The organism is Pseudomonas sp. RW409 (assembly GCF_003184125.1).
GTDB classification, from domain to species: domain Bacteria; phylum Pseudomonadota; class Gammaproteobacteria; order Pseudomonadales; family Pseudomonadaceae; genus Aquipseudomonas; species Aquipseudomonas chlororaphis_I.
Map to the genome: position 1 here is coordinate 617,388 of NZ_QHHP01000033.1, position 22,447 is coordinate 639,834.

The window sequence follows — 22,447 nt, forward strand, 5'->3', positions numbered from 1 at the left end:
CGGCCAATGGCTACTGTTTGGCCTGCGACGGTACCAAAATCAAGAATGCTAACAGAGAGAAAACGCTGAATAGCAATCTGCTCCGGCGCATTCCTAGCTGGGAGGAATATCTGAGCTTTGATGGCGCCCATTGCCACCAGCTATGGGCGAAGCTTGATGATCATTGGCGATGCCCGTGCTGCGAACGGACACGATACCAATTGCTACGTTGGACGATGCTTTACCCGAACAAATCGCATAGGCGAGAAGGCTGGGCTGTAGGTCTCCATACTCACCATGACCATGGAACCGACCTTTACGTACGAAAACCGCTTCTTGGAGAACCTCATCGGATCACCACATTTGCTCCCGTCATCATCTGCGAGCAATGCAACAGTGCTGACGGCGCGGTTAAGAGACGCCTAGGCCTTCCACCTTCCTTTACATTTGCGCCACTTGAGATCCGTCAGTTCGTGTGGCCAACGCCTCACGGCAAGCACATCATTCATTACGAGCGAGCCCAAATGATCTACCACCATGTCACGACTCGAGCACCGTTGTTTTTTGGCTGACTGGTTCAACTGAAGGGCATCCAATCAGCAGTCAAGCCAGACCACGTCTGTACTTCGCAGCCAAGCTGCCCGTAAGATCGACATCGCACCTATCCGAGTAGGAGTGACCCTTTTGCCGAACGTGTTCTTTTCTTATTGCCATGCTGACGAGGCGCTGCGCGACCAGTTGGAAAAGCAGCTTTCGATGCTCAAGCGCCAAGGCGTCATTGAGACTTGGCACGACCGCAGAATCGGAGCAGGCCAAGAGATCGATGCTGCCATTGATGATCACATCAACAGCGACGAAATTATCCTGTTGCTGGTAAGCCCGGATTTCATCGCTTCCGACTATTGCTACAACATCGAGATGGCTCGCGCGATGGAGCGCCATGCCGCTAAAGAAGCGACTGTCATTCCTGTGATTCTTCGCCCATGCGATTGGCATCATGCCCCCTTCGGCAAGCTGCTTGGTACGCCCCAAGATGGTAAGCCAGTGACCCTTTGGCCTGATCGGGACGAAGCATTCTTGCAGGTTGCAAAGGAGGTTCGGAAGGCCGCTGAGCGACGCAGCCGTGGCCAACCGAACACTGCTCCGCGAGCCGAACGCAACGATTTCAATGGAGGTTCAGCGCCCTCCCTTATCGCCCCGGCTGGCCCTAGGTCGAGTAACCTTCGAATGACTAAGAGCTTCACCCAGCTGGACAAAGACCGCTTCTTGCTCGACAGTTTCGAGTACATCGCCCGCTATTTTGAGAACTCGTTGCTGGAGCTCCAAGCGCGCAACTCAGGGTATGAAGGGGTGTTCCGTCGGGTAGATGCAAATCGCTTTTCTGCGAATATCTACAAGGACGGCCACGACGTTGCAAAAGCGGCAGTGTTCACCGGCGGCCAGATGGGCGCCGGTATCTACTACAGCCATGGAGACTCGTTTGGCGGCGGCTCTTACAACGAGGCGCTCACCGTAAATACGGACGACCAATCCATGTACCTGAAGACCTTCGGCATGGCGTTCCACACTCGGCAAGACCAGAAGCTTTCCCAAGAAGGCGGTGCCGAGACGCTTTGGGGCCTTCTCATCGCACCGCTACAACGCAATCGGTAAATCATTGCTGGGTGCGAATTAGAAAGAACCCAGGGGGGCACTTGGCCTTGACGCTGCCCCCTACGACAAAGAAGTAAGACTCACATAGAAGGTTCAAACCATGGAAGTAGTCCTGCTCGCCCACATCACATTTAACCGAATAGGCTCGGCCAGTGGCGGAGGCTTTCAAAGCCAACGCCAGGTCAAGTTTTCCGCTGAGCTACCAGACACCGACCAATCGGCCTTAAGGGAATTGGTGATCGAGATCGCCGAGGCAAATGGTGAAGCGGCGGGAGCCTTGAGAGAATTGAGGTACGAGCGAAGCTACGGAGGGGAATTGGTACTCAACATCCAAGGCCCGAGCACCTCATACGGCACCGCTTATGCCCAATGTCGCATCATCCATGCGCTGAAAGCCAAAGGGCAGTACTTCGAGCTTCAGGCGGTAGAAGACAGAGACGTCACACCATATGTCTCATCTCGGCGGGCTAAGTAGTTCGCATATCGACTCATCGAACCACCAAGGATTTGCCGGATTCGGGTTGGTCATCCAGTATACGGAGGCGCACTGAATACCAGCCACGGCCACCTAGGTCCGCGTCAGAAATCGCCATTCGAGATCGCTCGGACACTCGGAGCAATTGGTGGCATAACTGGGGGCATAATTCGAGTTTTTCAATCTGAAACTACTGTTCTAGAGCCCAGTCAAAATGTTTTTCGGCGACCCAGACAGCCTTTGATCCATAAACCGGATCCCCTGCCATAGACAAAAGGGGCCAGTCCTGACTGGCCGCTCGCGGGACTTTCCTGTTTCCGAGCTGACACCGAGCGTTGCAGCTATGCGCTTGTTCGACCCGCCCGATGCCATTGCCCACCACTGCCCCATACCGACGTCCTGGCCGCCAGGCCGCGACGCGCGGCCGGGTGGCGTCAGTCAGCCGGGGCCGGCGCCGACAGGTGGGCTCAAGCTTGCGGGTTGACCAGGAGTTGCGCAGCCCCGCGGCCCTGGGGCCGGGCGTCGTGGGTACAGGCGACGAAGTCCTCCTTGCGCAGCACTACCAGGGCCAGCAGCGACGCGACTCCGGTCGCCACGTAGAAGTACCAGGGCGCGGTGATGTCGCCAGTGAGCTTGATCAGCCAGGTGGAAATCAGCGGCGCGCTGCCGCCGAACACTGCCACCGGGATGTTGTAGGCCACGGCGATGCCGGTGGAGCGGATGCGGGTCGGCAGCAGCTCGCTCATCAGCGCGTAGGTCGAGGACGCGTAGAGCCCGAACAGGATCGCCACGGCCATCAGCGGCCAGAACAGGGTGGCCGGGGTGGCGTTGGGCGCTGTCTTGAAGAACCAGTACATGGCCAGGGTCGCCAGGGTACCGATCACCATCAGGAACGGCTTGCGCCCGTAGCGATCGGTGAAGGCGCCACCGAAGGGCATGACCACCGCCGCCGAGAGGCTGGCGACGAACACATAGAGCAAGGTGGTGCCGCTGTCGAACTTGAGGGTGTTGGACATGTAGGTCGAGGCGAAGGTCAGCACCAGGTAGAAGATCGAGCTGTGCAGGGTAATGATGAAGAACACCAGGGCGATCGAGCGCTTCCACTGCCAGACCTCGCGCAGCGGCGCCTTGGAGGTCTGCCCGGCCTCTACCAGGGCGAGGAACTCCGGGCTGTCTTCCAGCTTCAGGCGAATATACAGCGAGATGAAGCCCAGGGGACCGGCGATCAGGAACGGGATCCGCCAGCCCCACTCCTGCATCAGCTCGGCGCCCAGGGCCCAGGTCATGCCATTGGCCACGGCGCCGCCCAGGAGCAGGCCGAGCACGGCGGTGACCATCAGCCAGCAGGTGGCGAAACCCCGGCGCCCGGGGCCGGCGTATTCGGAAATGAAGCTGGTGATGGTGCCGATCTCGCCCCCGGCGGAGAAACCCTGCACACAGCGGATCAGCACCAGGATTACCGGCGCAGCGATGCCGATGCTGGCGTAGGTCGGCAACAGGCCCAGCAGGCAGGTGGAGCCGGCCATCATCACCAGCACCGTGATCAGGGTCTTGCGTCGGCCGATCTTGTCGGCCAGGGGGCCGAAGAACAAGCCGCCCAGGGGCCGGATGAAGAAGCTCAGGGCAAAGGCCGCAAAGCTCGCCAGAAGGCTGCTGGTGGGGTCGTTGGAGACGAAGAAGGCTTTGCCTATATACAGGGCCAGGAAACCGTAGACGCCATAGTCGTACCACTCGATCAAGTGGCCGGAAGTGGCGCCGATGAAGGCTCGGCGCCGCTGGCGCTGGAAGTTGGAAGGTGACACATCCATGTCGGGGACTCCTGTCGTCGTGTTATCCATGAAATGCAGCGTTTCAGAGGTTGTTCAAGGGCCCCGTGGGGTCCTGCAACCACTGGCGCAATCGGGTCTTGAGAATCTTGCCATAGCTGTTTTTCGGCAGCTCGGCGCAAAATAGGTACTTCTTCGGTTTCTTGAACGAGGCCATGCGCGCCAGGAACCACTGCTCGAGCGCCTGCGCATCGAGGCTGCCGGCCGTGCGCAGGGCCACGAAGGCCACCACCGACTCGCCCCACAGGGCGTCGGCCTCCCCAACCACGCACACATCGAACACCTCGGGGTGCTGGATCAGCACTTCCTCGACTTCCCGCGGGTAGATGTTGCTGCCGCCGGAGATGATCACATCCTTGCTGCGATCGGTCAGGGTCAGGTAACCCCGCTCGTTCAGGAAACCGATATCGCCGGTGAGCAGCCAGCCGTCCACCAGGGCCTCCTGGGTGGCTTGCGGATTGTCCCAGTAACCCTGCATCACCACAGCCCCGCGCACAGCGATCACCCCAGGTTCGCCGGGGGCCAGGGGTTGGCCCGCGGCATCCACCACCCGCACCTCGACGCAGGCATGGGCGCGCCCTACCGAGGCGGCAATGGCCGGCCAGTCGGCATGCCCGCGGTCGGCGATGGCCTCCCGGGACAGGGCGCTGATGGTCATCGGGCATTCGCCCTGGCCGTAGATCTGCACCAGGCGCGGGCCGAAGGTATCCAGGGCCTGGGCGAGGTCCGCCAGGTACATCGGGCCGCCGCCGTAGACGATGGTCTTGATGCCTTCGCCGCAATAGCCCTGCTGCCGGGCCTGCTCCACCATGCGCTTGACCATGGTCGGCGCGGCAAACAGGCTGACCTGGCCCAGCACCTGCGCCAGCTCGAACAACTCCGCCGCCTGGAACCCTCGGGACGCCGGCACCACGTGCCGGGCGCCACAGCGCACATGGATGAAGTTGTAGAGGCCGGCGCCGTGGGACATCGGCGCGGCATAGACCACGGCGTCATCAGCGGCCACCGGATCCACGTCCAGCGGATAGCACAAGGACATGGCGATCAGATTGCCATGGGACAGCATCACACCCTTGGGGCGCCCGGTGGTGCCGGAGGTGTAGAACAGCCAGGCCAGGTCGGTGTCCTCCCGCAAGTGCGGCTCCACCAGCTCATCGCTCGGCGCCAGGCCTTGCATGGCCAACCCGGACGCGGCCAGTTCGCGGCAGCCGGCCGGCAGGGTCGCAGCGTCGAAGCTTCGGCCCTCATCGGTGTAGATCAGCCGGGCCCCGGCATTGCCGGCAATCCAGGCGGCTTCCTGGGTGTGCAGCTTGCTGTTGATCGGAACCGCCACCGCCCCGCTCCACCAGATGGCATACAACAGTTCGAGATAAGCGCAGCTGTTCTGCATCAGCAGCGCCACCCGGTCGCCAGGCACAATGCCGTGCGCGTGGCGCAGTTGCAGCGCGCGGGCCCGGGCCTGCGCGGCAAACGCCTGGTAGTCGGCGACCTGGCGGCGCCCCTCGAACAGAGCCGGCCGCCGGGGCCAGCGCTCGGCCGCATCGCGCAGCCAATGGGCGATGTTCATCCTCAGACCTTGACCGCTTGCAGGACGCTGGCGTAGTTGGCCACCGCCATGCCGCCCATGTTGAACAGCAAGCCGAACTCGGCACCGGGCACCCCCAGGCCGATGGGTTTGCCGATCAGTTGGGCAAAGCCCAGGGCATGCATCGATACCCCGGTGGCGCCCACCGGATGCCCCTTGGCCTTGAGCCCGCCGGACAGGTTCACCGGCAGGCGTCCGCCCTGGCGCACGGTGCCGTCGTCGAGGGCCCGGTGCCCCTCGCCCCTGGGCGCCAGGCCCATGGCTTCGTAGATCAGCAGTTCGGCGATGGTGAAGCAGTCGTGTACCTCGGCGAAACTCAGGTCGCCGAGGGTCACGCCAGCCTGGCGCAAGGCCCCGTGGATCGCCCGTTTCGGCCCCTCGAAGGCCAGCACGTCGCGGCGCGACAAGGGTAGGAAGTCGTTCACCTGGGTCATGGCGCGGATCGCCACCTGGCGTCGCATCGAACGGGCGCGCTGCGGCGAGGCCAGGATGATCGCCGCCGCACCGTCACTGATCAGCGAGCAGTCGGTCAGGCGCAGCGGCGGTGCGATCAGCGGGTTGCCCTGGGAAACGTTGTTGCAGTGTTCAAAATCCATCACGCGGTGCATCTGCGCCAGGGGGTTGGCCATGGCATTGGCGTGGTTCTTCACCGCGATCATGGCCATCGAGGCCATTGGGCTGTGGTAGCGGTCGGCGTACTGCTGCGCCACCTGGCCAAACAGCTGGGCGAAACTCAGGCCGGCCTCCTGGAGGGCGTTCTGGTAGCCGGCGCCGGCCAGGGCGCGGGTGACTTCGACGGTGCTGTTGCCGGTCATTTTCTCCGCGCCGACCACCAGCACCAGCTCGGCGGCGCCGCTGCGGATCGCGTGGATCCCGGCCTGGATCGCCGCCGAACCGGAGGCGCAGGCGTTCTCGCAGCGAGTGGCGGGCTTGAAGCGCAATTGCGGGTCGGCCTGGAGCATCAGCGAGGCGGGGAAACCGTCCGCTACCAGGCCGGAGTTGAAGTGCCCGAGAAACAGCGCGTCGATTTGTCCAGCGTCGATCTCAGCGTCTGCCAGGGCCTCGCGGGTAACCTGGACGATCAGGTCTTCGAGGTTCAAGCCGTCCAGGCGCCCGAAAGGGCTATGGGCGGCAGCGACGATGGATACGGAATCGTGAGTCATGGTGATTTTCTTCTGTCCTTGAAGCGGGTATTCCATACAATGATTCAGCACCCGAATCACACGCTAGTTGGGGCAACTACGTACGGCAGTAAGTAGTACGTATCCCCCCCAAAAAAGGGACGCGCCGATAAACCCGAGGCAGGATGCCTGATGACCGTATACGCCCAGCAATTCCAGGACCTCGAGCGCCTGGCCTTCCAGGTTTCCCCCGCACCGCAGATGATCACCGGGCATCGCCGGATGCTCGACTGCAACCAGGCCTTCGTTCGCCTGTTCGGCTATGAACGCGAACAGTTGCAGGGCCACCTGACCCTGCTGTTGTACCCCTCCCAGGCCGACTACCAGAGCATCGGCGAACGCAGCGAGCACTGGCTGCGCAACGGGCCCGGCGCCTTCTACTCCGACGAGCGCTTCATGCAGCATCGCAACGGCGAGGTGTTCTGGGCCCGCGCCCACGGCTTTTCCCTGACGGCCGAGGATCCGTTCAAGCTGATGGTCTGGCATTTCGAGCGCCTGGACCGCCAGCCCGCGCCGATGATCCAGTTGACCCCGCGCGAGCGGGAAATCTCGCTGCATATCGTCAATGGCCTGACCTGCAAGGAAGTGGCGCGCAAGCTGGGCATTTCCCACCGCACCGTGGAAGTCCACCGCGCCCGGCTGATGAAGAAGCTTCAGGCCAAGAACAGTGCAGAGCTGGTGTCGAAGATCATCTTCATCAGTTGAGCGCCCAGGCAAGCCTGTCGCCGGCACTGATGCGCAGCAGCTGCAATGGCCCGATAGCCGGGGCCTCCACGCTGCCGCCCTCTGCCAGGACCTGGTGGACGGCCCCCATCTTGAAAGCCAAAAAAATCCGATGCCGGAAGGCATCGGATTTTCATTGCTTGCCCTCATCGATCAGTCAACAGGCTTGACTGTTGGAGCATCAGGCACGTCTGCCGGATGTTTCCTTGATCGAGTACTAGCGGGCGGTCTGCGGGAGGGGCTCATCCTGCGTTGACGGGGACTGCTTGCCACCGCTGATCAACGGCCCGTAGCGCCGGCTGAATTCCTGGTTGTAGGGCACGTGGTCCTTGTTGAACCCGTTGTCCCAGTTGACCGACCAGGTCATCAGGCCCTTGATCGACAGCCCTTTGGCATGGAGGCGTTTGAACGCATTGGAAACGGCCGTCGGGTTGACCACGTACCCGGTGGCAGCGGCATCGACGTTGGCGGGCAGGCCAATGACGAATTTGTCAGGCGCAATCCGGGTGAAACCGCGAGTACCACTCACCAGGCTTTCGCTCAGGTAATAGAGGAAGTCCTCTTTCATGGCCTCGTTGTTCTGGGCGATCCAGGCCCCCTTGCCGTTGTTGGCCTCCTGAACCCAGAGGCCATCGCCGCCCTGGTTGTAGAACTGCGGCGCGATGAAGTCGTAGTAGCCCTCCAGCGCCTTGAGGTAGTCGACGTATCGACCGGCAGCGGTCAGGTAGGGGAACTCCGGCGCCATGCTGATGATGAAATGCTTGCCCTCGGCAGCATAGTGATCCTTGACCAGCTTCAGCGCGGCAGGCAGGACGGTCTTGTTGCCGGCAGCGTCAATCGCGCTCTGTTCAAGATCGATGTCCAGCCCGTCAAAGCCGTAGGTTTCCACCAGACGGATGATTTCATTGGCCAGCGGCTGTTCGTGGCCCGGGTTCAATGCTATATGGGCGTCAGCGCCCCCCAGGGACATCAGCACCGCCCTGCCCTGGCTGTTCAGCACGCCCACCTGGCGACGAAACTCGGCATCGGACAGGTTGTACGGCTTGAACGTCGGAATACCGCTGCCTTTCATGAACGCCACGACCACCACGTTGTAGTCGCGGGGCACATCCTCCAGGTTCATATTGGCAAACTGCCCGCGCTGGTAGCCGTCCGAGGGGCCGGCCGGCCAGTTGTGCCAGTAGCCCATGAGGATTTTCTTGCCATCCAGGCTCGGCATCCGCGACGCGGCATCGTCCTGCGTCGTTTTCAGTTGGGTAAAGTCAATCTGTGACATGTTCTAATCCTTCAGAACGTTTGAATGATCCGCAGACTTATTTGAAGTCGACGTCGAAGGCCTGATAGAAGGCGTTGCCGGTATTGGCCACGATCCACATCAGGACAATCACGTGACGGCCCTTTTTGTTGGCCGGCAGCTTCACCTGGTGATCGACCTTGGCCTTCAATTCGCCGGCATGGCTGTAGTAAGGCACCTGCGGATAGAAGTCCTCGGCGAAAGGTTGGGCCTCCAGTTGGGCGCGGGTGATGCGCTGTTTCGGGTCCCAGCCGTCCTTGGTGATCAGCCAGCGATAGCCACGGGTGGTATGCGGCGCGGTGTACTGCCAGGTCACCTTGAAGATCTGGCCGGGGTCAACGTTGAGCAGCGGCCAGGTGAAGGCGCGGTTGAGCTTCTTGCTCATCTCCGCATCGGTGAAGTTGACGCAGTCCCGGGCATCGGCCTTGCCGCCGCTGAGGATGAAGCCATCGGCCGGCGGCGCGACGCTTGGGTTGTCCGAGTCGAACGGTGCAGGGAACGGACCGGCGACCAGGGCCGGGAAGTTCTTGCCGCCTTCCATCTCATTGACCTGCCAGCCGCCCAGCAGGCCCAGGTCGATGGCGACTGCGCCACGGGAGGCTGGGGAGGTGACGCGACCATGGCGAAGCGGTGATTGGGTTTGTGGTTGGTTCATGTTTATTACTCCATTGATTTAAGAAACTCTCCCTTTCCAAAGGAGAGGTCTGCAAATTAACCGAGCTGGAATTTCTGTCCACGCGCCCATTTTTCGTTCTGCATCACGCTGGCAGAGGAATCGCCCGAAAATACTGGATATATAACCAGTGCTCCCGGATTTCTCCTACCCAACTTGAGGTAAAAGTCCTACATGTCCAGGCGGCACCTGGAAGCTGTACCTCTACCCGCAAGCCTTTGCGGCACTGCGCGCCTACCCAGCGAAAATATGCCCACTACCGAGCAAAATCCGCTGCAGTGCCAGCCCGCGGAGCGGGTATCGTGGGAGCCAAACAATCAGCCAGAGGTGCACTGTGGCGTCCTATTCCTTGCGTCAATTGAAGTATTTCGTCACCACCGTCGACTGTGGCAGCGTCGCCGAGGCGTCGCGCAAGCTGTATATCGCCCAGCCGTCGATTTCCACGGCGGTCAAGGGCCTGGAAGACAGCTTCGGCGTGCAGTTGCTGATCCGTCATCACGCCCAGGGCGTGTCCCTGACGCCCGGCGGCGCGCGTTTCTACCGCAAGGCCCAGGAACTGCTGCGCATGGCCCATGAGTTCGAGCAGAACGCCCTGGCCGACAACGACGTGGTGTGCGGGCAGATCGATATCGGGTGTTTCGAGACCGTCGCCCCGCTCTACCTGCCACGGCTGATCGCCGGTTTTCGCGAGCGCTTTCCGGGGGTGGAGATCCGCCTGCAGGACGGCGAGCAGCAGGAACTGGTGCAGGGTTTGACCGGCGGGCGCTTCGACCTGGCGATCTTCTACGAGCACGACCTGGACAGCACCATCGAGACCGAGGCGCTGATGGCGCCGCAACGGCCTTATGCCCTGGTGCCGGCCGGGCACCGTTTTGCCGGGCAGGCCCAGGTGTCACTGCGCGACCTGGTGCTGGAGCCGATGATCCTGCTGGATGTGCAGCCCAGCCGCACCTACTTCGTGAGCATCTTCGAGGAGCTGCAACTGACGCCGAATATCGTCTTCGGCTCGCCGTCGATCGAGATGGTGCGCGGCATGGTCGGCCAGGGGTTCGGCTTTGCCTTGCTGGTGACCAGGCCCCATGGCAACAGCACCTATGACGGCCAGGAAGTGGTCTGTGTGGAAATTGCCGAGGATGTCACCGGTTCGGCGCTGGTGGCCGGCTGGCTGAAACGGGCGCAGCTGACCAAGCCTGCGCAGTTGTTCGTCGATTACTGCAAGGAACAGTTCAAGGCCTGGCTGGCCTGACACCGCGCTCAAACATGGGGGCCGACTTGCACTCAAGCGTAGGAGCTGGCTTGCCAGCGATGAGGCCCGCATGGATTGCCCACCAGGTACTGATGGGCTGGCGAGCGCTTCGCGCTCGATCGCTGGCAAGCCAGCTCCTACAGAGTTCTCGTCCTCCGAAGAAGCTGGCTGCCAGCTGTCTCAGCGCGCCGCCCAGGCGTTGAAGCGCTGCTCCAGTTCCTCGCCATGGTCCACCCAGAACTCCGCGTCCACGGCCCGCGCCCCGGCCAGGTTGGCTGCAGCGGTGGGCAGTTGCTGTTGCACCGCCGTCGGCAGCAGCCCCAGCGCATCACGGTGCACCGGCCCGTAGGGGATCTCCTCGGAGAACACCTTCTGGGTCTGCGGCTGGCTGGCGAAGGCGATGAAGTCTTCGGCCAATGCCTTGTTCGGCGTGCCCTTGACCACCGCCCAGTACTCCGGGTCGTACAGGCTTTGCGGCCAGACGATGCTCAGCTTCATGCCTTCCTTCTGCGCCGAGGCGATCCGGCCGTTGTAGGCCGCGCTCATCACCACATCGCCGGCGATCAGCCATTGCGGCGGCTGCGCGCCCGCCTCCCACCACTGGATATTGCCCTTGATCTGGTCGAGCTTGGCGAACGCCCGGGTCACGCCCTCGGGAGTGCCCAGCACCTTGTACAGCTGGTCCGGCTTGACCCCGTCGGCGAGCAAGGCGATTTCCAGGGTGTACTTGGCGCCCTTGCGCAAGCCGCGCTTGCCGGGGAAGTCGGCGACGTTCCAGAAGTCCGCCCAGGAGGTCGGCGCCTTGGCCAGCTTGTCCTGGTCGTAGGCCATGACCATCGACCAGACATAGGTGGCCACCCCGCATTCGCTCAGGGTCCCCGGCACGAACTGCGCCGGGTCGCCGAAGCGCGCCGGGTCGAGGCGTTCGAACAGGCCTTCGTCACAGCCACGCAACAGCTCCGGGCTTTCGACTTCGACCACGTCCCAACTGGTATGGCCGACATCGACCATGGCCTTGATTTTCGACAGCTCCCCGTTGTACTCGCCGGCGACCACGCGTCCTGCGCCGCTGGCGGTGAAAGGTTGGAAGTAGGCCTTGTCCTGGGCCTGCTTGGTGGCACCGCCAAAGGAGATGACGGTGAGGCTCTGCGGTGCGGCCGCAACAGCGCCGCACAACAGGGCCAGGGCAAAGGGAACACAGCAACGCAAGGATCTGGACATGTAGCGGTTCCTCTAACAGGCCGACGCGCCCGCGCGCGCCGGCCGCTTTTGGGCCTACAGACGACCGTATTCGCGGGCGGTCCTGTCTACGGCGGTACGGGTCTTGTCGACCAGTTCATCGATGTCGGCGTGGCTGGCCACCAGGGCCGGGGCCATGATCATCCGGCCCAGGGTCGAGCGGATGATCAGGCCCTCTTCGAAGCCGATGGTGCGGCAACGCCAGGCCATGTCGTTCTCGTTGGTGAAACGCTTGCGGCTGGCCTTGTCTTCGGCGAACTGCAAGGCCGCCACCAGCCCGGCGCCCTGCACCTCGCCAATCAACGGATGGTTGTCGAAGACTTCGCGCAGGCAGCGCTGCAGGTAAGGCCCGGTGTCCTGCTTGACCCGGCTGACAATGCCTTCGTCGCGCAGGGCCTTGAGGTTGGCGATGGCCACCGCCGCCGCCACCGGGTGGCCGGAATAGGTCAGGCCGTGGGCGAACACCCCGCCCTGCTCCACCAGCACCTCGGCCATGCGCCTGGAGAGGATCAGCCCGCCCATGGGGATGTAGCCGCTGGTCAGGCCCTTGGCGATCGACAGGGTGTCGGGCTCGAAACCGAAGTGCTGGTGGGCGAACCACTCGCCGGTGCGGCCGAAACCGCCGATCACTTCATCGGCGCACAGCAGCACATCGTACTGGCGGCAGATGCGCTGGATCTCCGGCCAGTAGCTTTCTGGCGGGAAGATCATGCCGCCGGCGCCCTGGAAGGGTTCGGCGACGAAGGCCGCGACATTCTCGGCGCCCAGTTCGAGGATCTTCTCTTCCAGCTGCCGCGCGGCACGCAGGCCGAACTCGACCGGGGTCAGGTCGCCTTCGTGGGCGAACCAGTACGGCTCGTCGATGTGCGCCACGTCCGGGATCACCCCGCCCATGTCGTGCATGAACTTCATCCCGCCCAGCGCCGTGGCGCCGAGGGTCGAGCCGTGGTAGCCGTTCCAGCGGCCGATCATGATCTTCTTCTGCGGCTTGCCGAGGATCTGCCAGTAGCGGCGCACGGTGCGGATCAGCACCTCGTTGGCCTCGGAGCCGGAGTTGGTGTAGATCGCGTGGCTGTAGTGCGCAGGCAGCAGGCTGAACAGCAGTTCCGACAGCTCGACCACCGCCGGGTGGGTGGTGTGGAAGAACATGTTGTAGTACGGCAGTTGCTCGAGTTGCTGGCTGGCAGCGGCGGCCAGGTCCTTGCGGCCGTAGCCGAGGTTGGTGCACCACAGGCCCGACATGCCGTCCAGGTAGCGCTTGCCGTCGTTGTCCCAGAGCGCCAGGCCCTCACCGCGCACGATCACCCGCGGCCCTTCGGCGTTCAGCGCCTTCTGGTCGAGGAACGCATGAATGTGGTGCGCGGCATCCGCGGCCTGGTAGTCGCCGGTGCTGCGCACGGGTTTCACTTGAACGGTCATTGCGAGTCTCCTTGCGGGTTTTTATCGAGGGTGCCGAGCACGCTGGCCAGCGGCTCCGGCTTGAACAGTGGCTTGCCCATCACGCCCTTGATCCACAGCACGGCGATGATCGAGACGATCAGCAGCACCAGGCCTGCGTAGGCAAAAATCGAAAAGGTCATCTCCGGGCTGGGCGACACGTTGCAGATCGCAAACAGCATGCCGGCGATGCCGAACAGCTGCGGCAAGGGGTAGAACGGCGTGCGGAACGGCCGCGCCACCTGCGGGTAGCGCCGGCGCAGGGCGATGACGTTGACGTGGGTGATGATGTAGGCCAGCAGCCAGGCCAGGGCCGCCGAGAGCAGCAGTTGGTTGATCGCGTCGGCATGGTCGTGCATCAGCAGCAACGGCAGGCCGGTGACCGCGGCAATGAACAGCACCGCCACCCAGGGCGCGCCGGTGCGTTTGCCCTGGCGCTTGAACACGCCGAAGGCCTGGCCGTTGCGGGCCATGCCGAACAGCATGCGCGGGATCGCCGCCAGCGAACTGTTGAGGGTGCTGCAAGTGGCGGTGATCGCGGCGGTCACCAGGAACACCTTGCCCGCCTCGCCGAACACCGTGGTGGCGAACAGGTAATGCGGCAGGCCGTTGCTGGCCAGTTCCGCCTGGGGCACGGTGAGCAAGGCGCCCAGGGCGTACAGGCTGATGATCACGAAGATGATGGTCAGGCCGAGCATCATCGAGCCCGGGATGTTGCGCTCGGGGCGCCGGGTTTCTTCCACCAGCGGGCAGACGAACTCGGCGCCGACGAAACCCCAGACCGCCATCGCCGTCAGGGCGATCACCCCCAGGCCCATGGGGTTCCAGTGGGCGCTGTCGAACAGCGTCGGGTTGGGCGCGACTATGTCGCTGTTCATCGCGCTCAGGCCCATCACCAGCAACACCACGGTCATCACCACCGCCAGCACCGTCTGCAGGCGGGCGAAGATGTCGATGTTGAACAGGTTGAGCACGGTGAACAGCGCCAGTACCGCCAGGGCCACGGTAAGCGGCGGCATGGAGTGCGGGTAGACCTTGTCGATGATGAATTCCATCAGCAACAGCTCGGCCGACAGGGCGAACATCGCCACCACCACGTAACCGGAAAAGGTCGCCAGGATCGCCGGGAACTGGCCGATGGCGACTTCGGTGTAGGTGCTCAGGCTGCCGGCGCGGGGGATCATCAGCGCCAGCTCGGAGAACGAACAGGCGTAGCTCAGGGCCAGCAGGTAGGCCAGGCCCAGGGGCACGATAAAGCCCAGGCCGGCGATGCCGACGCCTTGCAGCATCAGCACCATCACGCCTTGTGAGACCACCAGGCCGATGGCCACCGCCAACAGCGCGGTAAGGCCGAGTTTCTTGCGACTCGCGGGCGGCGCCAGGGCGCCGGTTTGCACGCTTGCATTGCTGTTCATCGGTTGCTCCGTCTTGTTGTTCTATTTTTTGGAAGATCGGTGCTGCGCTCGGGGCCCTCAGCCCCGCAGTTGAATCCAGGTGGTTTTCAGCTGGGTGTACTTGTCGAACGAATGCAGCGACAGGTCGCGGCCAAAGCCCGACTGCTTGCCGCCGCCAAAGGGCACGCTCACATCCAGCGCGTCGACGGTATTCACCGACACCGTCCCGGCATTCAGCCGCCGTGCCACCCGGTGCGCGCGGTTCAGGTCGTCGGTCCACAGCGACGCGGCCAGGCCATAGATGTGCTCGTTGGCCAGGGCCACCGCCTGGTCTTCGTCGTCGAACAACGTGACCGCCAGCACCGGGCCGAACACTTCTTCGCGGGCCAGGGTCATGTCGGCGGTCACGCCCGTGAAGATGGTCGGCTCGATGAAGTTGCTCGAGCCATCGAAGCTCAGTTGCCGACCGCCGCACACCAGTTGCGCGCCCTCGGCCTGTGCCTGTTCGATGTAGCGTTTGATGCGCTGCGTCTGCCGCGCATCGACGATGGCCCCGGCCCGGCTCGCCGGGTTAAGCGGATTGCCCGGCTGCCACTGGCGCGCCTTGGCCACCAGGCGCTCGATGAACCCGTCGGCGATCGAGCGCTGCACCAGCAGGCGCGAGTTGGCCGAGCAGACTTCGCCCTGGTTGAAGAAGATGCCGAATGCGGCTTTCTCGGCCGCCAGGTCCAGGTCCTGGCAATCGGCGAACACCAGGTTCGGGCTCTTGCCACCGCACTCCAGCCAGACCTGCTTGAGGTTCGATTGCGCGGCGTACTGCATGAAGTACTTGCCCACCTCGGTGGAGCCGGTGAACACCAGGACATCCACATCCATGTGCAGGCCGAGGGCACGACCGGCCTCCTCGCCCAGGCCCGGCACCACGTTGAGCACGCCTTTGGGAATGCCGGCTTCGATGGCCAGCTCGGCCAGGCGCAGGGCCGAGAACGGCGACTGCTCGGCCGGCTTGAGCACCACGCTGTTGCCGGCGGCCAGGGCCGGGGCCAGCTTCCAGGCGGCCATGTCCAGCGGGAAGTTCCACGGCACCACCGCGCCGATCACCCCCAGCGGCACCCGGGTAATGGTCGCCAGGACATTGCTGGCGCTCGGCGCCACCTGATCGTAGAGCTTGTCGAGGCTTTCGCCGTACCAGGCGAACACCTGGGCGGCGCCCGGCACGTCGATGTTCCAGGCATCCATCACCGGCTTGCCCATGCTCAGGGAATCGAGCAAGGCCAGTTCGTCGCGGTGCTCCAGCATCAGCCGCGACAGGCGCAGCAGGATCGCCTTGCGCTCGCCCGGCGCCATCCTGGCCCAGGGGCCCTGCTCGAACGCACGACGGGCGCTGCGCACCGCCCGGTCGACCTCGACCTCACCGCAGGCGGCCACCTGGGCCAGGAGTTTCTCGGTGGCCGGGTTGACCACAGCGAAGCGCGCGCCGCTCTCGGCCTGGCACGCCTCGCCGTCGATAAAGGCGCTGTCGATCAGGCGTTGGCGTTGCGCCAGGGCTGTCCACTCGTTGAAATCTTTCACCGCGGATTCCTTGTTCTTATGAGTTGTCATGAAGGGTTGCAGAGGTATTCGGCCAGGCGCTCCATCAGCCGGTCGCAGGCCGCCATCTGCTCGACGCTGACGAATTCGTCCGGCTTGTGGCCCTGGTCCATGCTGCCGGGGCCGCAGACCACCGCCGCAATCCCGGCCTGATGGAACAGCCCGCCTTCGGTGCCAAAGGCCACGGTGCTGAAGGCCGCGCTGCCACAGAGTTGCGCCACCAGTTGCGCGGCGGCGCTTTCAGGGGCAGTCGCCAACCCCGGATAGGCCGAGATCGCTTCGAAGCGGATCGCCGTGTCGGCCTTGATTGCCTGCATCGCCGGCAACAGCGCCTGTTCGGCATAGCCTTGCAGTTCGTCCACCACCGCCTGGGGCTCGAAGGCCGGCAAGGCACGCACCTCGAAGTCGAAGCGGCAATCGGCCGGGACGATATTCAGCGCCGTGCCACCCTGGATCACCCCGACCTGCACGGTGGAGAACGCCGGGTCGAAGCGGGCGTCGTGATGCTCAGGGGCCGCCAGGCGCTGGCCGATCTCCCCCAGCCGGCCGATCAGCCGCGCCGCCTGCTCGATGGCGTTGACCCCGTAAGGCGCATAGGCCGAGTGGCACGGCGCGCCGTGCACATGGCAACGCATGGCCAGCTTGCCCTTGTGGCCGAGCACAGGCTTGAGCTCAGTGGGCTCGCCGATCAGGCACAGCGCCGGTTGGGGAATGCGCTGTGGCAACAGCTCCAGCAGGCTGCGCACACCGAGGCAGCCGACCTCCTCGTCATAGGAGAACGCCAGGTGCACCGGCCGGCGCAGCGGGCTTGCGAGAAACAGCGGCACTGCGGCCAGCACCGAGGCCAGGTAGCCTTTCATGTCGGCGGTGCCGCGCCCGTAGAGCTTGCCGTCGCGCTCGGTCAGGCTGAAGGGTTCGAACGTCCAGGACTGGCCGTCCACCGGCACCACATCGGTGTGGCCCGACAGCACCACGCCGCCCTCCACCGCCGGGCCAATGTTGGCCAACAGGTTGGCCTTGGTCCGCTCGGCGTTGTAGATCAGCTCGCAGCTCACCCCCAGGTCGTGCAGGTAGTCGCGCACGAACTCGATCAGGGCCAGGTTCGAATCGCGGCTGACCGTGGCAAAGCCCACCAGCCTGGCCAACAAGGCGCGGCTGCGCAGCTCACTCATCGCCCGGCACTCCGTAGCTCGGCGCCAGGGTCGGGTTGAGGGCGCGGGTCAGGTAGTCCTGCAACTGCGGCTCGTAGGCGCTCCAGAGTTTCTGCAACTCGCCGATGGGGTTGGCCTCGGCCCAGTCCACCCGCAGGTCGACGATCGGCCAGACCAGCTCGCCGACCACCGACAGCGCCGCCGAATGCACCGCGCCCGCCTCGCCCCCGGCGTCCTGCCCGGCCTGCAGCGCGCTGAGCAGCCGCGCCGCCAGGCAGCCTTCGCTGCTTTCGAAGGCCTCGACCATGCGCTCGATCACTGCGCTGTTGGCCAGCAGGTTGCCGGCCGCTACGCACTGCTCACCGGCCACGGCATGGTTAATGCCCAGCGCGTGGTTGCCGCTGAACAGCGCCGTGCGCCCCTGGGCATCCACCACCGCCACCTGGCGGTACTGGCTGTAGCCGTTGCGGGTCAATGCCTGGTCCAGGGCCTGCGCGGGCGCCAGGCCTTCGCCCAGGCCGTCGAGCACCTGCGGGCCGAGGGCCGGCAAAGTGATGTTCTGGCTCGACACCGCGCCCACCCCGCTGCGCAGCCAGGGGCAACGGGCGCCGACGGCGATGCTCGACGAGCTGATGGCAATGCCCAGCTGGCCGGTTTCGGCGCAGCGGCCGACGATGGAGAAAGTCATGGCGAACTCCTTATTCGGGGATGACCGCGATCACGTCGATTTCCATCAGCCACTGCGGCTGGCCCAGGGCGCTGACCACCAGCCCGGTGGAGATCGGGAACACGCCCTTGAGCCACTTGCCGACCTCCTGGTAGACCGGCTCGCGGTAACGCGGGTCGATCAGGTAGGTGGTGGTCTTGACGATATGGCTGAGGTCGCTGCCGGCCTCTTCCAGCAGTTGCTTGACGTTGCGCATGGCCTGTTCGGCCTGGGCCCGCGGATCGCCGAGGCCGACCAGTTGGCCATTGAAATCAGTGCCGACCTGGCCGCGCACATACACGGTGTTGCCGGCGCGTACGGCCTGGCACAGGTCGTTGTCCAGGCTCTGGTTCGGGTAGGTGTCTTTGGTGTTGAACATGCGGATGCGGGTATGCGTAGGCATCAGCGGGCTCCCATGAGGCTGGTGGATTCAATGGAGGATTCGCGCTCGGCTTGACGCTGCGCGGCGTCGCGGTAATCGAAGTAGAGGCGCTGTTTGACGATGTGCTCGGCGATGTGCCGGGCGTCGTGCCACACGCCCCAGATAAACGCCGAGCCACGGCGCGACAGCCACGGCAGGCCGACGAAATAGACCCCGGGCTCGCTGGACACGCCGCGCTGATGGCGGGGCTTGCCGTTGTCCTTGAAGGCATCGACCTGCAGCCAGCTGTAGTCCACCGAATAACCGGTGGCCCAGATGATGGTGCCGACGCCGGCCTTGGCCAGGTCGAGTTCGAGGAGCGGCTGGGTCAGGCACGGCGGGTCCGGCAGCATCACCCGCGCTTCGGGTTCTTGCGGCAGGTCCAGGCCGTTACGAGCGATGTAGGCGTCGGCGGCGTCGAGCAGCGCCAGGTAGTTTTCGTCGCCGCGGGCAATGTTCTCGGCCAGGTTGGCCTCGAAGCGGGCCACGCCGTTCTCGAAAGCCTTGGTCAGGCCGACCAGGGTCATGCCCTGGTGGGCCAGCCGGCGGAAGTCCACGGTGTGCCCGCCACGGGCGCCGCTGACAGCGATGGTCACGTGCTCCTTGCCCGGCTGCATGGTCTCGGCATCCCACTCGCCCAGCACCCCCAGCCACCAGCAGAAGTCACGGTTGCGGTAGGCCCGCGGCGGGCGGTCATGGGCCCCGACCGAAAGGTAGACCTGCTTGCCGGCGCGTTGCAGTTCATCGGCGATCTGCACCCCCGAGGAGCCCGCGCCCACCACCAGCACCGCGCCTTCGGGCAGCTGTTGCGGATTGCGGTAAGCGGCCGAATGCATCTGTAGTACGCGCTGATCTTGCGGGGCGATCGGCGGGATCACCGGGCACTGGAACGGACCGGTGGCCACCACCACCTGGCGGGCTTCGATCACCCCGTCGCTGGTGTCCACGGTGAAGCCCGGGCGGTTAGCGTTACGCACCACCTTCCTGACTTCGACGCCGGTGCGGATCGGCGCATTGAACTTGCGGGCGTAGGTTTCGAAGTAGTCGGCCACCTGGTCCTTGCCGGCAAAGGCATCGGGGTCCAGGCCTTCGAACTCCAGGCCGGGAAAGCGGTCGTGCCAGGCCGGGCCGTTGGCCACCAGCGAATCCCAGCGCCCGGTGCGCCAGGCTTCGGCGATACGGTTGCGTTCCAGCACCAGGTGCGGCACGCCCAGGCGGCTCAGGTGTTCGCTCATGGCCACGCCGGCTTGGCCGGCGCCCACTACAAGCGTATCGATTGTTGTTTTATGGGTTGTCATGTCTGCGCCCTACTGAGTGATCCCACGTAGGCAGCCGTGGGAGGTGTAGGACGCATTCTGGGAGAAGGCGGGAAATGCCGAAATTATGATTTTTGTGGTTGCTAGAGAGTAAAAAACTCTCTGGCTATCTGGGGTTTCGGTGCATCAGCGCAGATTGCGCGGAATCCTCAGCCCGAGGTTTTCGCGCAAGGTGCTGCCCGGGTATTCGCGGCGATACACCCCGCGCTCCTGGAGCAACGGCACCACCTCCTCGGTGAACCGGCGAAACTGCCCCGGGTGGCCGATGTAGAGGTTGAAACCGTCCACGGCCCGCGCCTCGAACCATTCACTCATCTTCGCCGCGACGGTTTCGGCGCTGCCGACAAAGGCGCCGGGGCGCAGCTGTCGGGAGGCTTGCACCGCCTGGCGCAGGCTGAGTCCTTCGCTGACCGCGCGCTCGGTGATGCGCTTGGCCAGCGTGAAAAAGCTGCTGCGGGCGAACTCCAGGGCCTGCGCCGGGAAAGGCGCGTCCAGCTCGTACTGGCTGAAGTCATGCCAGCCAAAGGAACGGCCGAACTCCAGCAGGGCCTGCTCGAAACTGTGATCGGCCGCGTGGTAATGGCGTTCGAGTTCCCGCGCCTGCTCATCGCTGTCGCCGACGAACACCTCGGCCCCCGGCAGCACCAGCACCTGTTCCGGATCGCGGCCCTGGCGCAGCGCGCGCTCCTTGATTTCCCGGTAGAACGCCTGCCCCTGCTCCATGCTCGGCGCATGGGTGAAGACCACGTCCGCAATCGCCGCGCCCAGCTCGCGGCCTTGTTCGGAGTCCCCCGCCTGGAAGATCACCGGCTGGCCTTGCGGCGAGCGTTGCAGGTTGAGCGGCCCGACCACGGAGAAATGCTCGCCCTTGTGGTTCAGCGCGTGCAGCTTGGCCGGGTCGAAATAACGCCCGCTGGCGCGATCCCGGACAAAGGCGTCGTCCTCCCAGGACTGCCACAAGCCCTGCACCACCTGCACATGCTCCCGGGCCCGGCCATAGCGGGTGTCGTAGTCGTAGTGCTCGTCGCGCCCGTAGTTGCCGGCGGTGCCGGCGTCGCCGCTGGTGACCACGTTCCAGCCGGCGCGGCCCTTGCTGATCAGGTCCAGCGACGCCAGGCGGCGGGCGACGTTGAACGGCTCGTTATAGGAGGTGGTGAGCGTGCCCACCAGGCCGATATGCCGCGTGCTCACCGCCAGCGCCGAGAGCAGCGTCAGTGGCTCCAGGCGGTTCAGGTAATGGGGCGGCGAACCCGGGGTGATGAACTGGCTGTCGACGATGAAGATCAGGTCGAACAAGGCCGCCTCGGCCTGGCGCGCAATGTCGATGTACCAGTCGATATTGACGCTGGCGTCGGCCGGCAATTCGGGGTCCAGCCACAGGTTGTGCCGCCCGGGGCCACCGACGCCCATGGTCAGGGCGCCCAGTTTCAGTTGTCGTGTGCTCATGGAAGGTCCTTGATGGTTACGGCGCGGCCTGAACCGTCACAGCAGGATTCTGCAAGGCGGCATTAAAGGAGGTGTCGAACAGGCTGGCGGCCGGGTAGGACTTGATCAGGCCGATGCCACTGAAGAAATCCACGGTCTTCTGCGCGTCGGCGATGTTCTGCGGGCTGATCGGCCCCACGTCGGTTTGCGCCCGACGGAACCAGGCACGGGCGATCTCCCGGTCGGCGCGGGTGCGCTCGGCCCAGGCATCGGCATAGGCCTCGCTGTGGGCAGGATCGTTGACGCTCCAAGCCCGGGCTTTTTTCAGCCGTTGCAGGAAGTCGCCGATGGCCGCGCGTTTTTCTTCCAGGGAACGGTTGTTGCCGACCACGAAGCTCTGCGCCGGGATCAACCCTTGCGCCGTGGCGATCACCCGGCCGCCGCGCCGCTCCTGTTGCGTCACGTAGGGTTCCCAGGTGGCGATCACATCCACCGAGCCGCCTTCCAGCGCATGGAAGGCATCGAGGGCACTGAGGTAGCGGATGTCCACCGCGTCACGGGGCACGCCAGCCTGGTCCAGCGCGCTGAACAGCAGTTGCTGGCTCCAGGAGCCCTTCCAGATCGCCACGCGTTTGCCACGGATGTCGGCGACGGTCTTGATCGGCGAATCCTGGTTGACCACGATGGCCACCCCGGAAAGATTCTGCCGGGTGACCGCGATCACCTTGATCGGCGCCCCCAGGGCACCGAGGAACAGCGGTGGCGCATCCCCCAACAGCCCGAGGTCGAGGCTGCCGGAGTTCAGCGCTTCGGCCACCGGCGAGCCGGCGGTGAACTGCTTCCATTCCAGGGTGTATGGCAGGTTGTCGAGCACGCCGGCGGCATCCATCACCGCGCGGGTGTTGTAGCTTTGGTCGCCGACGGTGAGGGTGAGCGCCGAGGCACCGAGGCTGATGGACGCGGCCAGCGCGGCGGCGGCCAGTTGCAGAAATGTACGCAAGGCAATCTCCAGGAAGTCGAAAGTCGGGGCTGTCATTTATTTGGTTATATAAGGAGAAACCTTAAAAACCACAGCCTATAAGCTAACGACACCAAGGAGCGCTGTAAAAGTCATTTTAGGAATAACTTAATAT

19 protein-coding genes are annotated in these 22,447 nt (G+C 64.2%); 4 read left to right on the top strand and 15 right to left on the bottom strand.

What is annotated here, in order from left to right:
• Positions 1 to 663 precede the first annotated feature (663 nt).
• Entirely contained in the window at positions 664 to 1,632 is a 969-nt protein-coding gene (locus DK261_RS16015) for a toll/interleukin-1 receptor domain-containing protein (protein ID WP_110175972.1), read from the top strand.
• Positions 1,633 to 1,732: 100 nt separating this feature from the next.
• Positions 1,733 to 2,107, top strand: coding sequence for a hypothetical protein (locus DK261_RS16020; RefSeq protein WP_110175973.1), 375 nt, complete (start codon positions 1,733 to 1,735; stop codon positions 2,105 to 2,107).
• Positions 2,108 to 2,574: 467 nt separating this feature from the next.
• On the opposite strand, the gene DK261_RS16025 is transcribed toward DK261_RS16020, so the two are convergent.
• From DK261_RS16025 to DK261_RS16035, 3 genes are read right to left on the bottom strand one after another with little or no spacing between them, the layout of a single operon-like run.
• Positions 2,575 to 3,915, bottom strand: a complete 1,341-nt coding sequence (locus DK261_RS16025) for an MFS transporter (RefSeq protein ID WP_110175974.1) — start codon at positions 3,913 to 3,915, stop codon at positions 2,575 to 2,577.
• Between the two features lie 43 nt (positions 3,916 to 3,958).
• A complete protein-coding gene (locus DK261_RS16030; RefSeq protein ID WP_110175975.1) occupies positions 3,959 to 5,500 on the bottom strand; it encodes a class I adenylate-forming enzyme family protein in 1,542 nt (513 codons plus the stop codon).
• A 2-nt stretch (positions 5,501 to 5,502) separates the two neighbouring features.
• Complete coding sequence (locus tag DK261_RS16035; RefSeq protein ID WP_028682599.1) at positions 5,503 to 6,681, bottom strand: acetyl-CoA acetyltransferase; 1,179 nt, start codon at positions 6,679 to 6,681, stop codon at positions 5,503 to 5,505.
• Between the two features lie 150 nt (positions 6,682 to 6,831).
• On the opposite strand from DK261_RS16035, the gene DK261_RS16040 reads away from it, so the two are divergent.
• Positions 6,832 to 7,404 carry a LuxR C-terminal-related transcriptional regulator gene (locus DK261_RS16040; protein WP_038632737.1) on the top strand — a complete coding sequence of 191 codons (573 nt, stop codon included), beginning with the start codon at positions 6,832 to 6,834 and terminating at the stop codon, positions 7,402 to 7,404.
• 235 nt (positions 7,405 to 7,639) lie between these two features.
• Here the strand turns inward: DK261_RS16040 and DK261_RS16045 are convergent, their stop codons facing one another.
• Both DK261_RS16045 and DK261_RS16050 read right to left on the bottom strand, forming a co-directional pair.
• Positions 7,640 to 8,698 (bottom strand): chitinase, encoded by a 1,059-nt coding sequence (locus DK261_RS16045; protein WP_009049243.1) that lies wholly within the window; start codon positions 8,696 to 8,698, stop codon positions 7,640 to 7,642.
• 37 nt (positions 8,699 to 8,735) lie between these two features.
• Positions 8,736 to 9,371 (bottom strand): lytic polysaccharide monooxygenase auxiliary activity family 9 protein, encoded by a 636-nt coding sequence (locus DK261_RS16050; RefSeq protein WP_009049244.1) that lies wholly within the window; start codon positions 9,369 to 9,371, stop codon positions 8,736 to 8,738.
• Positions 9,372 to 9,723: 352 nt separating this feature from the next.
• Between DK261_RS16050 and DK261_RS16055 the strand changes: the two genes are divergently transcribed.
• Positions 9,724 to 10,635: a LysR substrate-binding domain-containing protein gene (locus DK261_RS16055; RefSeq protein WP_009049245.1), complete on the top strand. Its 912-nt coding sequence runs from the start codon at positions 9,724 to 9,726 to the stop codon at positions 10,633 to 10,635.
• Positions 10,636 to 10,815: 180 nt separating this feature from the next.
• Here the strand turns inward: DK261_RS16055 and DK261_RS16060 are convergent, their stop codons facing one another.
• The 10 genes from DK261_RS16060 to DK261_RS16105 all read right to left on the bottom strand — a co-directional run bounded on the left by DK261_RS16060 (position 10,816) and on the right by DK261_RS16105 (position 22,314).
• The gene (locus tag DK261_RS16060) at positions 10,816 to 11,856 is read right to left on the bottom strand and encodes an ABC transporter substrate-binding protein (protein WP_053269178.1); all 1,041 of its coding nucleotides are present in this window, start codon (positions 11,854 to 11,856) and stop codon (positions 10,816 to 10,818) included.
• Positions 11,857 to 11,910: 54 nt separating this feature from the next.
• Positions 11,911 to 13,293 (bottom strand): aspartate aminotransferase family protein, encoded by a 1,383-nt coding sequence (locus DK261_RS16065; protein WP_110175976.1) that lies wholly within the window; start codon positions 13,291 to 13,293, stop codon positions 11,911 to 11,913.
• The gene (locus DK261_RS16070; RefSeq protein WP_110175977.1) at positions 13,290 to 14,726 is read right to left on the bottom strand and encodes an APC family permease; all 1,437 of its coding nucleotides are present in this window, start codon (positions 14,724 to 14,726) and stop codon (positions 13,290 to 13,292) included. Before DK261_RS16070 ends, DK261_RS16065 begins: the two co-directional genes overlap by 4 nt.
• 57 nt (positions 14,727 to 14,783) lie before the next feature.
• Positions 14,784 to 16,277 carry an aldehyde dehydrogenase gene (locus DK261_RS16075; RefSeq protein ID WP_110175978.1) on the bottom strand — a complete coding sequence of 498 codons (1,494 nt, stop codon included), beginning with the start codon at positions 16,275 to 16,277 and terminating at the stop codon, positions 14,784 to 14,786.
• 26 nt (positions 16,278 to 16,303) lie between these two features.
• Positions 16,304 to 17,467, bottom strand: a complete 1,164-nt coding sequence (gene argE / locus DK261_RS16080; protein WP_110175979.1) for an acetylornithine deacetylase — start codon at positions 17,465 to 17,467, stop codon at positions 16,304 to 16,306.
• A complete protein-coding gene (locus DK261_RS16085) occupies positions 17,460 to 18,134 on the bottom strand; it encodes a DUF1028 domain-containing protein (protein WP_028682589.1) in 675 nt (224 codons plus the stop codon). Before DK261_RS16085 ends, argE begins: the two co-directional genes overlap by 8 nt.
• A 10-nt stretch (positions 18,135 to 18,144) precedes the next feature.
• The gene (locus DK261_RS16090) at positions 18,145 to 18,555 is read right to left on the bottom strand and encodes a RidA family protein (RefSeq protein ID WP_007924833.1); all 411 of its coding nucleotides are present in this window, start codon (positions 18,553 to 18,555) and stop codon (positions 18,145 to 18,147) included.
• Entirely contained in the window at positions 18,555 to 19,871 is a 1,317-nt protein-coding gene (locus DK261_RS16095; protein WP_110175980.1) for an NAD(P)/FAD-dependent oxidoreductase, read from the bottom strand. Before DK261_RS16095 ends, DK261_RS16090 begins: the two co-directional genes overlap by 1 nt.
• Before the next feature lie 144 nt (positions 19,872 to 20,015).
• Positions 20,016 to 21,335 (bottom strand): LLM class flavin-dependent oxidoreductase, encoded by a 1,320-nt coding sequence (locus tag DK261_RS16100; RefSeq protein WP_016703833.1) that lies wholly within the window; start codon positions 21,333 to 21,335, stop codon positions 20,016 to 20,018.
• 16 nt (positions 21,336 to 21,351) lie between these two features.
• A complete protein-coding gene (locus DK261_RS16105; protein ID WP_110175997.1) occupies positions 21,352 to 22,314 on the bottom strand; it encodes an ABC transporter substrate-binding protein in 963 nt (320 codons plus the stop codon).
• Between the last annotated feature and the right edge of the window lie 133 nt (positions 22,315 to 22,447).

What these genes read in the sequence shown, in the direction of transcription:
- DK261_RS16020 (WP_110175973.1), top strand. Translation starts at nt 1,733, where the DNA reads ATGGAAGTAGTCCTGCTCGCCCACATCACATTTAACCGAATAGGCTCG.
- DK261_RS16025 (WP_110175974.1), bottom strand. Translation starts at nt 3,915, where the DNA reads ATGGATGTGTCACCTTCCAACTTCCAGCGCCAGCGGCGCCGAGCCTTC.
- DK261_RS16030 (WP_110175975.1), bottom strand. Translation starts at nt 5,500, where the DNA reads ATGAACATCGCCCATTGGCTGCGCGATGCGGCCGAGCGCTGGCCCCGG.
- DK261_RS16035 (WP_028682599.1), bottom strand. Translation starts at nt 6,681, where the DNA reads ATGACTCACGATTCCGTATCCATCGTCGCTGCCGCCCATAGCCCTTTC.
- DK261_RS16040 (WP_038632737.1), top strand. Translation starts at nt 6,832, where the DNA reads ATGACCGTATACGCCCAGCAATTCCAGGACCTCGAGCGCCTGGCCTTC.
- DK261_RS16045 (WP_009049243.1), bottom strand. Translation starts at nt 8,698, where the DNA reads ATGTCACAGATTGACTTTACCCAACTGAAAACGACGCAGGACGATGCC.
- DK261_RS16050 (WP_009049244.1), bottom strand. Translation starts at nt 9,371, where the DNA reads ATGAACCAACCACAAACCCAATCACCGCTTCGCCATGGTCGCGTCACC.
- DK261_RS16060 (WP_053269178.1), bottom strand. Translation starts at nt 11,856, where the DNA reads ATGTCCAGATCCTTGCGTTGCTGTGTTCCCTTTGCCCTGGCCCTGTTG.
- DK261_RS16065 (WP_110175976.1), bottom strand. Translation starts at nt 13,293, where the DNA reads ATGACCGTTCAAGTGAAACCCGTGCGCAGCACCGGCGACTACCAGGCC.
- DK261_RS16070 (WP_110175977.1), bottom strand. Translation starts at nt 14,726, where the DNA reads ATGAACAGCAATGCAAGCGTGCAAACCGGCGCCCTGGCGCCGCCCGCG.
- argE (WP_110175979.1), bottom strand. Translation starts at nt 17,467, where the DNA reads ATGAGTGAGCTGCGCAGCCGCGCCTTGTTGGCCAGGCTGGTGGGCTTT.
- DK261_RS16085 (WP_028682589.1), bottom strand. Translation starts at nt 18,134, where the DNA reads ATGACTTTCTCCATCGTCGGCCGCTGCGCCGAAACCGGCCAGCTGGGC.
- DK261_RS16090 (WP_007924833.1), bottom strand. Translation starts at nt 18,555, where the DNA reads ATGCCTACGCATACCCGCATCCGCATGTTCAACACCAAAGACACCTAC.
- DK261_RS16095 (WP_110175980.1), bottom strand. Translation starts at nt 19,871, where the DNA reads ATGACAACCCATAAAACAACAATCGATACGCTTGTAGTGGGCGCCGGC.
- DK261_RS16100 (WP_016703833.1), bottom strand. Translation starts at nt 21,335, where the DNA reads ATGAGCACACGACAACTGAAACTGGGCGCCCTGACCATGGGCGTCGGT.